This window comes from Patiriisocius sp. Uisw_047, assembly GCF_047730165.1.
Lineage (GTDB): Bacteria > Bacteroidota > Bacteroidia > Flavobacteriales > Flavobacteriaceae > Patiriisocius.
This window is the reverse complement of record NZ_CP159834.1, coordinates 347,774-361,555: the sequence shown is the minus strand read 5'-3', so window position 1 is coordinate 361,555 and position 13,782 is coordinate 347,774. Positions and strand designations below refer to the sequence as shown.

9 protein-coding genes are annotated in these 13,782 nt (G+C 38.3%); 7 read left to right on the top strand and 2 right to left on the bottom strand.

The window, feature by feature from the left end:
* The first annotated feature begins 172 nt into the window (after positions 1–172).
* Positions 173–1,249 (top strand): T9SS type A sorting domain-containing protein, encoded by a 1,077-nt coding sequence (locus tag ABXT71_RS01695; RefSeq protein ID WP_415372075.1) that lies wholly within the window; start codon positions 173–175, stop codon positions 1,247–1,249.
* Here ABXT71_RS01695 and ABXT71_RS01690 read toward each other — a convergent pair whose 3' ends face one another.
* A complete protein-coding gene (locus tag ABXT71_RS01690) occupies positions 1,250–2,533 on the bottom strand; it encodes a UDP-N-acetylmuramoyl-tripeptide--D-alanyl-D-alanine ligase (RefSeq protein WP_415372074.1) in 1,284 nt (427 codons plus the stop codon). It abuts the gene before it with no gap.
* A 66-nt stretch (positions 2,534–2,599) separates the two neighbouring features.
* Positions 2,600–4,273 carry a gliding motility lipoprotein GldJ gene (gene gldJ, locus ABXT71_RS01685; RefSeq protein WP_415372073.1) on the bottom strand — a complete coding sequence of 558 codons (1,674 nt, stop codon included), beginning with the start codon at positions 4,271–4,273 and terminating at the stop codon, positions 2,600–2,602.
* Between the two features lie 216 nt (positions 4,274–4,489).
* Between gldJ and porU the strand changes: the two genes are divergently transcribed.
* The 6 genes from porU to ABXT71_RS01655 all read left to right on the top strand — a co-directional run bounded on the left by porU (position 4,490) and on the right by ABXT71_RS01655 (position 13,781).
* The gene (gene porU / locus ABXT71_RS01680) at positions 4,490–8,389 is read left to right on the top strand and encodes a type IX secretion system sortase PorU (RefSeq protein WP_415372072.1); all 3,900 of its coding nucleotides are present in this window, start codon (positions 4,490–4,492) and stop codon (positions 8,387–8,389) included.
* A gap of 34 nt (positions 8,390–8,423) precedes the next feature.
* Positions 8,424–9,590 carry a type IX secretion system outer membrane channel protein PorV gene (gene porV / locus ABXT71_RS01675; RefSeq protein WP_415372071.1) on the top strand — a complete coding sequence of 389 codons (1,167 nt, stop codon included), beginning with the start codon at positions 8,424–8,426 and terminating at the stop codon, positions 9,588–9,590.
* A gap of 11 nt (positions 9,591–9,601) precedes the next feature.
* Positions 9,602–10,087 (top strand): cytidine deaminase, encoded by a 486-nt coding sequence (locus ABXT71_RS01670; RefSeq protein ID WP_415372070.1) that lies wholly within the window; start codon positions 9,602–9,604, stop codon positions 10,085–10,087.
* A 159-nt stretch (positions 10,088–10,246) separates the two neighbouring features.
* Positions 10,247–11,245, top strand: coding sequence for a pyruvate dehydrogenase (acetyl-transferring) E1 component subunit alpha (gene pdhA, locus ABXT71_RS01665; RefSeq protein ID WP_415372069.1), 999 nt, complete (start codon positions 10,247–10,249; stop codon positions 11,243–11,245).
* 3 nt (positions 11,246–11,248) lie between these two features.
* The gene (locus tag ABXT71_RS01660; RefSeq protein WP_415372068.1) at positions 11,249–12,898 is read left to right on the top strand and encodes a 2-oxo acid dehydrogenase subunit E2; all 1,650 of its coding nucleotides are present in this window, start codon (positions 11,249–11,251) and stop codon (positions 12,896–12,898) included.
* A 199-nt stretch (positions 12,899–13,097) separates the two neighbouring features.
* Positions 13,098–13,781, top strand: a complete 684-nt coding sequence (locus ABXT71_RS01655) for an SDR family NAD(P)-dependent oxidoreductase (protein WP_415372067.1) — start codon at positions 13,098–13,100, stop codon at positions 13,779–13,781.
* Position 13,782 lies beyond the last annotated feature (1 nt).

The window sequence follows — 13,782 nt, the reverse complement described above, 5'->3', positions numbered from 1 at the left end:
AGAATAGAACAGTGCGCCACTCTTTACAGAGTGGTTTTTTTGTGCCTAATTTCATAGTTAGCATGTTTCCGGAGTTCAAGCAGTAGTGAAATTTAGTTTGTGTTTCTAATCAATTTCTCATTTGCTTTTCATTTTGAGTCAATGCCAAGTATCTTCACAAAAACAAAAGTTTATGAAAAATATATTACTTCTTTTTGCTGTCGTTTTTGGCGCAACAGCAATTGCCCAATCCTATACAGATGCCGAGAGTGTCGAATGGGATGTTGCGAACAATCGCTGGTTAGTTGCAAATGGTTCAAATATCATAATCGATGATGGTAATGGGGGTTTAAGTTTTTTCGGGAATGCATCTGCTTCTCACGGGATGGAAGTAATAGGTGACGTGCTGTTTGTCTTAGATAGCAATGTTATAAAAGGGTATCTATTGGAGGATGCAACTGAAGTGATGAGTCTTTCAATTCCTGGTGTTGCGTTTTTAAATGGAATGGGGAGTGATAAGGCTAATGAAATTCTTTACATAAGTGACTTTGGTGATGATAAGGTTTTTAGTGTCGACGTTTCAGATTTAAATAATCCAACTTTTATTGAGATTGTTAGTAATACCGGAGGAACACCTAATGGAGTGTTATATGATGAGGGTAGTGAAGATAGATTATTGTTTGTTACTTGGGGAAACAATGCAAAAATTAAAGCGATAGATTTAACAGATTTTAGTGTTAGCGATGTTGTGAGTGATACCGGTGTGGGGAATATTGATGGGATTGTAAGGCAGTCATCCTTTGGAGACTATTATATTTCTTCTTGGAGCCCCGCTCGTATTGTAAGATATGATTCAGAATTTAATTTTATTGAAAATTTAATTACAAGCGGTATTAGTGCTCCTGCAGATATAGGTATGAATAATGATTTTTTTCAAATTGCAATACCTGTAGGTAACGATGTTGTGTTTGCTGATGTACCTTGGGAAGTAGGTGTAGAAGAATTTAACTTAACTGAAATAGGCTTCAAGCTCTCAGGGAATCCAATTCAACAAAATAGCTATATTGAATTTAATATAGAAAACACTGCTCAAATGAGCATAGCTCTTTTTAATGTGGAAGGTAAAAAAGTAGCGTCTATTTTAGGTTCAGGTCAAGTATCAGGTTTTAACAAAGTGGCTTTACCCTACGCAGATTTTTCTTCTGGCACGTACTTTTTACACGTAACGATGAATAATAAAAAACAAATAATAAAGCTTCTAGTCAAGTAACTAGAGTAATTTTAAAACACGCTCAAGAGCCATGCCTCGTGAACCTTTTATTAAAATGGTTGCGGTATTAGGCTCTTTTGTTTTTAGTTGTGTTTTTAAGTCTTCAAAAGTAGGGCAGAGGATGACTCGCTGATCTTCACAATGTACCCTACTGAAATTCTCTCCAACCAAGTAAGTCACATTCCCGATATCTTGTGAGACGATCATATCTGTAATAGCTTGATGCTCCTCTGTGGCCGAGGTGCCTAGCTCAAACATATCTCCAAGAATCAAAATTTTATTATTACCAGCAGTCTGTTTAAAATTTTCAAGCGCCGCAGTCATGCTAGTTGGATTCGCATTATACGCGTCTAGAATGATAGTGTGGCCGCTTTGTTTAATAATTTGAGATCTATTATTAGTTGGCACATATGCTTCAATAGCCTCTTTTACGTCCTTTTCTAAAACTTTAAGATAATTACCTATAGCTATTGCCGCTGCTATATTGTGAAAGTTATAGAGTCCTATAAGATGACTCTCTATGTTTGCGCCCTTGTAGGAGATGGCTAACTCTTTTGACGCATCTAGTAGCTTTACTTCACAGTCTTGGCCTTCGCTACCGAAGGTGTAGCGCTTTTCTTTTTTGGTCAATGCTACCTGCTTCGGGTCATTGCCATTCACAAATAAAAGTCCTTTTGTGTTCGCGATGTGTTTGTAAAGTTCGGTCTTCCCTTGAATCACCCCTTCTACACTGCCAAAACCTTCTAGATGTGCTTTTCCAAAGTTTGTGATGTATCCAAAGTTAGGTTGTGCAATAGTGCAAAGTGCTTCTATTTCTCCAATATGGTTCGCGCCCATTTCTACAATGCCTAGTTCTGTATTCTTTGTCATGGAAAGTAAAGTGAGTGGCACGCCTATATGATTGTTAAGATTGCCTCGGGTAGCCGTAGTATTATACTTTTTAGAAACAACGACGTTAATCAACTCTTTGGTAGTGGTTTTACCATTACTGCCTGTGATTGCAATAATGGGAATGCCTAGATATTGCCTATGAAAACTAGCGAGCTTCTGCAGCAGTTTTAAGCTGTTGCCTGTAAGAATCGTCTTGCTCGTATTTTGATGAAAGCCTATTTGGTCAATCACCACTTTGCGTGCCCCAAGTTCTAATGCTTGTTTAGCAAATGTGTTGCCGTTAAAATTATCGCCGCTGAGCGCAAAAAACAAACATCCTTTTTTAATGTGACGCGTATCTGTGCAAATACCAGCGCTAGCTAAAAATTCTGTGTGTAATTGTTTTATATTCATAAAATAAAAGTACTAAAAAACCCTTCACTATGAATGAAGGGTTTCTTAAATATATTTTCCTAAAAATTAATCTCTAGGAGACTTGTTATTTTTACTTTTAGATCCTACACGTGACATAGCACATCTAAACCCTATATAATCTGTAGCCATATCCTCTGGAAAATATCTACGTTGCGCCGGGTCTAACCAGTAATCTCTATCTCTCCAAGAACCACCTTTATAAACTCTTACTTCGTTATTGATTAACGTAGTTCGTTTATTAGATTGATCATACTGACGATCCATAGTACCTATGCTGTCTGAGCTTACACTGTGCTTAGGTGAGTTGTACATACGCTTACTTGGATCAAGTTCGTCTGTATCTTCACCAAATGACTGATAGTAACGAGAAGAACTTCTATCTCCATCTCTATAATCCCGGTTATCACTTTGTGAGAATTGTGTTCTTAAGTATGTTTCCTTTTCGTCAACTGGTACTTGTAAGATTTCTCCTGGCAAATTACGAGCCACTATCTTGCCGTTTGATAAAGTGTCAAACACAATAGAATCTACTGTAACAATTTTTACTTTTCCCTCTTCCGTAATAGCATTTTTTGTGTATACATTACCACGGTAATAGTTAAAGTCATTAAACTCATCATCTACTATAGGTCTGTAAACATCAGCTACCCATTCTGCAACATTACCGGCCATATCATAAATACCAAAGTCATTAGGCTCATAGCTCTTGATCTCTGCAGTAATATCTGCACCATCATCACTCCATCCTGCAATACCACCGTAATCTCCATCACCTTGCTTAAAGTTTGCTAGTTGATCTCCACGGCTTCTTCTTTTTCCAGAACGAGTGTATTGACCATCCCAAGGATATTTTTTTCTTCCTCGATATACATTGTAGCTTCTTAGTTCTCCAAGTCCGAGTGCAGCATATTCCCATTCTGCCTCTGTAGGGAGACGGTAAGAAGGTAGTAATAAACCATCTTTTCCTTGGATATATAAGTTTGTACTGTCCTTACTTCTTTTTGCGATACTTTCAGATTTCTTACCACCTCTTGTTATAGAATCATTACCGCCATAGGCCATTGAAGGAGCGTTTAAGTATGTGTCCGTGCTAAATGTTTGTCCAGCTTTTGCTTCAAAACGAGAACCGCGAGCGGTGACACCTTCATTTTCTAGAATGAGTTCATTCACGCGATCTGTTCTCCATTTTGAGAACTCAACAGCTTGAATCCAGCTTACACCTACCACAGGGTACTGTGCGTATGCAGGGTGACGTAAGTAATTATTAGTCATTACTTCGTTGTATCCTAAACGGTTTCTCCATACTAAAGTATCTGGAAGCGCACCGTTATAGATGCTTCTGTAATCGTCATTCTCCGGAGGGAAAACTTGCTTTAACCAGTCTAAATATTGAAGATACATAAGGTTTGTCACCTCTGTCTCATCCATATAGAACGATTGTACGTGTTGTTGATTTGGGGAATTGTTCCAGTCATGCATCGGGTCATCCTGCACGCGGCCCATAGTAAATGTACCACCTTCTACAAATACAAGTCCCGGTCCGGTTTCTTGTTCTTTTGCATCTGGATTGTACTGGAAGCCTCCATCTTTAGAGTTTAATTTCCAGCCAGTGGCTCTCGAGCTATCTTTATAATCTCGTGATTTGTTACAACTGGTAAAAAATGCGGTTACTGCAACTACTAAAAGCAGTCGCAACGCTAGGGTTTTCGTTAAGTTCATAGTTTATTTATGAAGAAATTGGGTTGGCAATATAGTAATTAACGCTGAAAAAGCAATAATATTTTAAAAATAAATGATGTTAGTTTATTTACGTTTTTCCTACCAATGCCTTACAGAAACGACACGGTTTTAGATTTATTATATTTAATATAGAACTAATTAAAAACTTTAACGGTGTGTCATACTAAGTGTATATTTGTCACGTTACTATCTAAGATGAAAAAATTTATCATTTATTCCTTACTTTTCTTGCCTTTGAGCTTACTGGCACAGCAGAAAAGTTTTACCCTCAATTGGAACTTTTTTGCTGAAATTTCACAAAAAAAAACTCCCACAAAAAAAGCAAACCTGAGTCGTGCAGATCTCGCAATTGAGAATCTTAAAATTTCAGTTATTGACGGAGAAGTTGGGTATAGCGCGCAATGGGATGAAACGCAAAATATTGATCCTTCGTCGATAAAAATTTCTAACATTAGATATGGGACATTGTCTCCTCTTGAAATGCGTAAAATTGAAATTGATAAACTTTCAGAAAGAATAAATGTAACCATACGCACCTCAAAGGCAAGGGAAAAATCACTAGCAGTCCTTAATTTAAATCCAATTATAAATCAAAACGGACAGCTAAAGAAGGTGTTGTCTTTTAGCGTTAGTTATGCTGCGGGCCGCTCTTTCCTGCCTTCAAATATGCCGCCAATTTCAAATTCTGTTCTGTCCTCTGGAGATTGGTTTAAATTTAAGGTTGAAGAAACGGGAGTGCATCGAATTTCTAGGGCTTTTCTAGAAGATCTAGGGATGGATGTATCTGGAGTGAATCCTGCCAATATTAAGGTATATGGTCATGGTGGCGAAACCTTATCTTTATTGAATGAGCAAAACGTAGAATTTGATTTACCAGAAACAGCTATTAAAGTAGTAGGCGGTAATGATGGAAGCTTTGATGCAAATGATTTTATTCTCTTTTATGGTACAAGTACACTAGGCTACAATATTGAGAATGACAGTCATATTAATCCTTATAGTGATGAATCGTATTATTACATCACTGCATCTGGAGGTGCTGGTCTCCGAGTGCAGGCGCTTCAAGAACCAGGAGGGTCTCCAAATGTGCAAATCACTAATTTTACAGACGCAAGATATCACGAGGAAGATGAGTATACCCCTGGTTTTGTAGGGAGGAGATGGTACGGGAATCGTTTTGATATTGAGAGCGATCAAACCTATATTTTTGATATGATAAACCCCATCTCGGGTGAATCTTTTGATATGACTGTAAAAGCAGGAGTCATATCTGAGTCGATTACATCAATGGCATTAACGGTAAATGGGGTGAGTGTAGATCCCATCATTTTTGGAACCACAAGTGACTCAAGGTTGCTTTCTACTGTGGATCGCGAGATTACGATACCTTCTTCTGGGCAAGTAACTGTTAATTTACAATATAACAATTCGGGCAATCCATCGAGTAAGTCATATCTAGATTATATTAGAATTGTGTACACAAGGGCGCTGGAGGGAAGTAATGGTCAGTTTGTGTTTAACAAAACGGGGCTAGAGTTGCTTTCCGGAATAGGTCAATACACTATAAATAACGCTTCTCAAATTTCTGAAGTGTGGGATATCACAGATAAAGCAAATATTAGCGCTAAAATAAATCAAGAAAATTCAGGAACATTTGCGTTCAAGTCTATTTTAGGCTCTAAGCGCGTGTATGTAGCAATCGATCCAGCAGATTACAGAACCCCTGTTATGATCGCAAATAAAAATGTTTCTAACCAAAACTTGAAAGGAACCCTATTTAAGGATGCTGCGGGAAATTTTAGCGATATAGATTACCTTATTGTTGCGCCTCCATTTTTGTTGCAACCTGCGCTTAGACTTGCAGCACATCACAAAAATATATCAGGACTGCGTGTGAAAGTGGTGACAACAGATAAAATTTACGAAGAGTTCAGTAGTGGGAAGCAAGACATTAGTGCTATTAGAAATGTGGTGCGTTATGTTTATGAAAATGCTTCTAATGATGATAATAGAGTAAAATATTTATGTCTTTTTGGTGATAATTCTGTGGATTATAAAAATAGGCTTCCAAACAACATTAATCCAGTCCCTATCTTTCATACTCTCGAGAGTAAGAGTACAATAACCTCATTTATGAGTGACGATTTTTTTGGTAATATGGATATGAATGAAGGCACAATAGGTGGAGAGACCATTGATGACTCTGGTGATTTGAATCCAGGAGGTGGCTTAATGAAACGTGCAGATATAGATAGATTAGATATTGCGGTAGGACGCATGTTGGCAGATAATGTCTTGCTCGCAAATACCCTCGTAGATAAGGTGATCGCCTATCAAGAAGGAGCGTCTTATGGCAACTGGCGTAATAATTTTACGTTAATCTCTGATGATGTAGATGAGCTTTATGAGTTGCAAGCTTTGGGAATAAACTTAGATCAATTAGGAGATGAAATAGAAAGCCAAAAACCATTTATAAACGTAAAGAAAATACATAGCGACGCCTTTGAGCAGCAATCTTCTGCAGGTGGTGATCGCTATCCTGCGGTTAACGAGGCAATAATTGAAGCTATAGAAGTAGGTAGTTTGGTAGTGAACTATTTTGGTCATGGTGGTGAAGATGGTCTTGCAAAGGAGTTTATAGTAACAAGAGATACTGCTGAGAATCTAAATAATGAACACCGTTATCCATTAATTGTAACGGTGACTTGTGAGTTTACAAAGTTTGATAATCCAGAAAGAATTACGGCTGGCGAACTTATATATTGGAATCAAGATGGGGGGGCAATTGCCTTGGTGACAACTACACGATCCATAACGGTGTCCTTAGGGGTAGAATTTAATCAAGCCTTAGCTTCAGAATTATTTGGGTTTGGAACAAATGTAATAAACACCCCAGCAGAAGCACTTCGTTTATCTAAGAACAATATTAATGATCGTTTAAGAAGAGTTATTTTCTATATAGGAGATCCTGCAATGCACTTGGCATTTCCGAAGCAACGAATAAATCTTACGACCTTAAATGATGAGTCAATCACAACGTCAAAGGTAGTGCTCGAAGCCTTGAGTAAGATAAAAATAGGAGGAGAGGTTACAGATGAAAATGGAACTTTGTTATCAAGTTATAACGGAATACTGGAAGCCAAAATTTTTGATAAAAATGTGACGCGAACAACACTAGGTAATGATAATGTAAACTTATCTAATGGAGATCCGGCTATTTTTGATTTTAAAGTGCTGGGGGCAGGATTGTTTAATGGACAGGCAACCGTTACTAACGGTAAATTTGAGTTTGAATTTGTAGTGCCAAGAGATATTCAATTACCTTTAGGAAACGGGCGTCTTAGTTTTTATGCACAACGTACTAATGTACTTGAGGACCAAACAGGGTATAGCTTAGATTTAAAAATAGGAGGTTTAAATGAAAACGCACCCACAGATAATATGGGTCCAGAGATTCAATTGTTTATGAATGACGAAAGCTTTATAAGTGGTGGAATTACAAATGCTTCCCCTAATCTTATTGCCAAGCTTGCAGACCCAAACGGAATAAATACAGCAAGTGGTATTGGGCACGATATGGTAGCCATTCTTGATGGTGATGAGGCAAATCCATTTGTGCTTAACGAATTTTACCAAGCAGAAGTTGATGATTATACTAAAGGAGAAGCGCTCTACAAATTAAGAGACCTTGAGGACGGATTGCATACGCTCTCTTTCAAAGCTTGGGATGTGTATAATAATTCTTCCATTGCAGAAATTCAATTTGTAGTGGCGGGTGAGAATGTTTTGCGTTTAGATAGGGTGCTTAACTATCCTAATCCATTTGTCAATTATACAGAGTTCTGGTTTGAGCATAATAGACCAGGAGAGCCTCTTGATGTGCAAGTGCAAATCTTTACAGTAACTGGAAAAATTGTTAAGACCATCAATCAGCAAGTAGTCACTAGTGGTAGTCAATCACGAGATATCGTCTGGAATGGTCTAGATGATTTTGGAGATAAGATAGGAAAAGGCGTTTATGTGTATAAGATTACGGTAAAAAGCACGTTAAACAATAAGCAAGTTGAAAAATATGAAAAACTTGTCGTCCTTTAAAAATTAAAATTATATTTGTCAAAATTCACGATTTATGAAGAAATTTATCATCCCAATTATGTTGGGTTTATTTGCGTTTAAAGGTACGGCTCAAGGTGGGGCAGATCCTTCTTTAGGCAATAGAGTTATTACAACAGCCGTTCCTTTTCTATTAATAGCAGGAGATGCAAGGTCTGCTGGTATGGGAGATATAGGAGTAGCTACTTCGGCAGACGCTTTTTCACAACAATGGAATGCTTCGAAGTATGCATTTGCTATCTCAAAGAATGGTGTAGGAGTAACATACACGCCTTATTTGAGCCAATTAGTAAATGATATTTTCTTAGGGAATATTACATATTACAATCGTATTGACGAGAAGAGTGCCTTTGCAGCGAGTTTTAGATATTTTAGCTTAGGTGAGATAGAATTAAGAGAAACTGCAGATCAGACCCCCTTAATAGTAAAGCCTAATGAATTGGCCTTAGACGTGTCTTACTCATTAAGATTGAGTGAGCGTTTTTCTATGGGAGTTACTGGGCGTTTTATTAATTCTGATTTAAAGATTCAAGCAGCAGATGCAGATGCAACCTCGGCAAGTAGTTTTGCAGTAGATGTTTCTGGATACTACCAGAGTGAAGAAGTTGCTTATGATGATTTTGATGGACGATGGAGAGCGGGTTTTAATGTGTCAAACATTGGCCCTAAATTAAAGTATGACGAAGTAGGGCAGGAGAATAATCTTCCTACAAACCTTGCCTTAGGTGGAGGTTTTGATTTTATCTTAGACGAGTATAACAAAGTAGGGGTAACGGCAGAAGTAAACAAGTTACTCGTGCCTACGCCACAAGATTTTGATAATGATGGTGATATAGATGCTGAAGATGATGATGAATATGAAACTATTTCTTTCTTTTCAGGTATGTTTCAATCCTTTGGTGATGCACCTGATGGATTTAGCGAAGAGCTCAAAGAATTTACTTGGGCATTAGGGGCAGAATACTGGTATCAAGATTCTTTTGCTTTTAGAACAGGTTATTTTAACGAGAGTGATCTTAAAGGATCACGTAAGTTCTTATCACTAGGAGCTGGTTTTAAATACACTTCAATAAACATTGATGTTTCTTACTTATTCTCCACGTCAAAAATAAGAAGCCCACTAGAAGGGACGCTTCGTTTTGGCTTGACGTTTAACTTTGGGGATGAGTACGACGAATACTAGCACTAGACCTATTGAAAAAACTAAAATTAGAAACAACGCTTGATGTATTTGATTCAGTTTCAGAACTGCCTCAAGACATACAAGAATTAATGATTAAGGCGCAGCAAGCACGTGAAAAAGCTTATGCGCCTTATTCTTCTTTTAAGGTGGGAGCAGCCTTGCAATTAGCAAATGGAGAAGTGGTACTTGGTAATAATCAAGAAAACGCCGCCTTCCCGTCGGGGCTTTGTGCAGAGCGTGTGGCTATCTTTTATGCAGGCGCTACGTATCCTGGAGTGGCGGTTACTTCTATAGCGCTAACCGTGAGATCTCTCGAGCATACGGTGACTAAACCAACACCTCCTTGTGGAGCTTGCAGGCAATCAATAGCAGAATACGAAGTCAATCAAAAAAGCTCAATTAACATCTACTTTATGGGCGAAACGGGTACTGTAGTAAAAGCTGATAGCATTGAGGTTTTACTGCCATTTGTTTTTGACAATACCTTCTTAAAATAATCACTCCAAGTTTCCCTAAATAGGCTTTCCCTCATTTCTGAAATCTTCTAGCTATTAAATTGTGTTTTAATTTTAGCACACTGTTTTAAAGTCAATATTAATATCTTATTTTTGTTCATCCTGCGGTTTTCACTTGCAGGATTAATTTTAGCAATTCAGATGAAAAAAATTACTAAAAAAACCTATTTAGATTGGTATGAAAATATGCTATTCTGGCGCAAGTTTGAAGACAAACTAGCACAAGTGTATATCAATCAAAAAGTAAGAGGGTTTTTACACTTATATAATGGTCAAGAAGCTGTTTTAGCGGGAGCACTCCACGCGATGGATCTTACCAAAGACAAAATGATCACTGCCTATAGAAATCACGTTCAGCCTATAGGGATGGGTGTGGATCCTAAAAGAGTGATGGCGGAGCTATATGGTAAAGCAACAGGTACGTCTCAAGGACTCGGTGGGTCTATGCATATCTTTTCTAAGGAACACCGTTTTTACGGGGGTCACGGTATTGTTGGAGGACAGATTCCGCTAGGAGCTGGTCTTGCCTTTGCAGATAAATACAAAGGAAATAATGCAGTAACATTATGCTACATGGGAGATGGAGCGGTGAGACAAGGCTCCTTACACGAGACCTTTAACATGGCAATGCTCTGGAAACTACCTGTAGTATTCTGTTGCGAGAATAATGGCTATGCGATGGGAACCTCTGTTGCTAGAGCGGCAAACCATACCGATATCTATAAGCTAGGATTGGGGTATGAGATGCCTTGTAAGCCAGTAGATGGTATGAAGCCAGAAGTAGTGGCTAAGGAGATGGATGAGGCTATGGAGCGCGCAAGAAGAGGAGATGGTCCTACGTTTCTAGAAATTAGAACCTATAGATATAGAGGACATTCTATGAGTGATGCACAACATTATCGTACGAAAGATGAAGTTGCTAAAAAACAAGAAGAAGATCCTATCTCTTATGTGCTACATAACATTTACAAAAATAAATGGGCAACAGAAGCAGAAATCCAAAAGGTTGATAAACGCGTAAAAGAAATGGTAAGCGAATGCGAAAAATTTGCAGAAGACTCGCCTTACCCAGACAAAGACTTGATGTACAATGTTGTGTATGATCAAGAGAATTATCCTTTTATACCTCACAAATTATAGACTATGGCAACAGTAATAAATATGCCGCGATTGAGCGACACGATGGAAGAAGGTACCGTTGCTACTTGGCTTAAAAAAGTGGGTGATAAAGTAGAAGAAGGAGATATTCTAGCAGAAATCGAGACGGATAAAGCCACGATGGAGTTTGAGTCTTTTTATGATGGAACCCTTTTGTATATTGGTATTGAAGAAGGAGATACCGCGATGGTAGATACCCTTCTCGCTATTATTGGAGAAGAAGGAGAAGATATTTCAGCACATCTTAATAGCGGTGGAAATGCGAATGATTCAAGCGCAGCTGCTGCAGAAAATGAGGTGAAGGCGAGTTCACATGACGAAGGCGAAACATCAAGTAACAAGAATCAAGAATCAGATAGCAAACCTAACAGCGAGGTGTCACAGAGTGACGTTGATCTGCCAGAGGGAGTAGAGGTAATTACCATGCCCCGTTTGAGTGATACAATGGAAGAAGGTACAGTAGCCGCTTGGCTAAAACAAGAAGGGGATCTAATTGAAGAGGGAGATATCCTCGCAGAAATAGAAACAGACAAAGCCACAATGGAGTTTGAGTCTTTCTATAATGGAACCCTTTTGAAAATAGGGATCGCTGTAGGTGAAACCGCAAAAGTGGATGCCTTACTAGCAATCGTTGGTCCCAAAGGAACGGACGTTTCTATGATTACTGGAACTAAACCAAAAGCAACTGAAACTAAAGAAATTAAAAAAGAGGATAAGAAGAAAGAAGTAAAGGAAGAGACTCCAAGTGCGCCTTCAATTCCAACTTCATCCTCAGCCTCAAGCTCATCTTCAGATAATCGAATCTTTGCATCGCCATTAGCAAAAAAGATGGCAGAAGACCGCGGGATTAGTCTTAACGTAGTTCAAGGAAGTGGTGAGAATGGCAGAATTGTCAAATTTGATATAGAAAATTATCAACCAGGAGGTGCCACGGCATATGCTCCCGTGGGTACAGAAAGTTTTGAAGAGATTAAAAACTCTCAAATGCGTAAGACGATTGCTAAGCGCCTAGGAGAATCAAAGTTTACAGCACCACATTATTACCTCACTGTAGAGTTGGATATGGACAATGCTATGGCTTCTAGGACCGCTATAAATAGTGATCCAGATGTTAAGATAAGTTATAATGATATGATCGTTAAAGCGTGTGCAATGGCATTACGCAAACATCCACAGGTAAATAGCCAATGGACAGAAACTGCGACGCGGATAGCTAAGCACATACATATAGGGGTTGCTGTGGCAGTAGATGAGGGATTATTAGTCCCTGTATTAAAGTTCGCAGACCAAATGACTTTCTCTCAAATAGGCACGAACGTTAAAGAGCTAGCTGGAAAAGCAAGGAATAAAAAAATTACGCCTCAAGAAATGGACGGAAGTACGTTTACGGTTTCTAATCTTGGGATGTTCGGTATTAAAGAATTTACTTCTATTATAAATGCACCTAATTCGGCTATCTTATCTGTGGGAGCTATTGTTCAAAAACCAGTGGTTAAGAATGGAGCATTAGCTGTAGGAAATACAATGACTGTAACATTAGCTTGTGATCATAGAACGGTTGATGGAGCTACAGGAGCAAAGTTTTTACAAACACTTCGTAACTATATTGAGAACCCTGTTACTATGTTTGTTTAATAAGAGCTCTATAAGAGATTTAGAGAGTAACCGAAAGCTAAAAGAAGTTCTTAGGTTTAGTTGCTCTTTAAGTTAAGGAATACTCTTCGACAAGCTTAGCCTGAAAATTTTTAAAATATATATAATAGTCACCCTGAGCCTGTCGAAGGGCGAACAATTACAAAGACATATTTAATTGACGTTCATTTAAATAGCTCACATGAAAAAAAATATTATTATTACAGGTACGAGTCGAGGTATAGGATATGAACTCGTCGCTTTATTTGCAAACAAGGGGTACAACGTGCTAGCGCTATCCCGCAACGCTGCACCAGTTTCAGGATTGGGTGGCGATAACTGTCATTGCTTTTCTTGTGATATTACCCACGAACCAGATTTAGATAAAGTAAGCGTTTTCTTGAAGGAGAACTGGAATCACGTAGATGTATTAATCAACAATTCTGGTTTTTTAGTAAATAAACCATTTGAAAAATTAAGTAAGCAAGACTTTAAGGATTCTTTTGAAGTGAACGTGTATGGGGCAGCTTCGCTCACACAGCGTGTATTACCTTTTATGAAAAAGGATGGTCACGTGGTGAACATCAGTAGTATGGGTGGCATTCAAGGAAGTGCAAAATTCCCTGGCCTTGCTGCATATAGCAGTAGTAAAGGGGCTATCATTACGCTCACAGAGGTGTTAGCGGAAGAATATAAAGAAACAGGCCCTTCGTTTAATGTATTAGCTTTAGGAGCCGTTCAGACAGAAATGCTCGAAGAAGCTTTCCCTGGGTATCAAGCTCCCTTGTCTGCTAAAGAGATGGCAGAATATATTATGAACTTTTCTTTAACAGGAGCAAAGTTTTATAATGGTAAGATTTTAGAAGTGTCCAGTTCAACACCCTAAT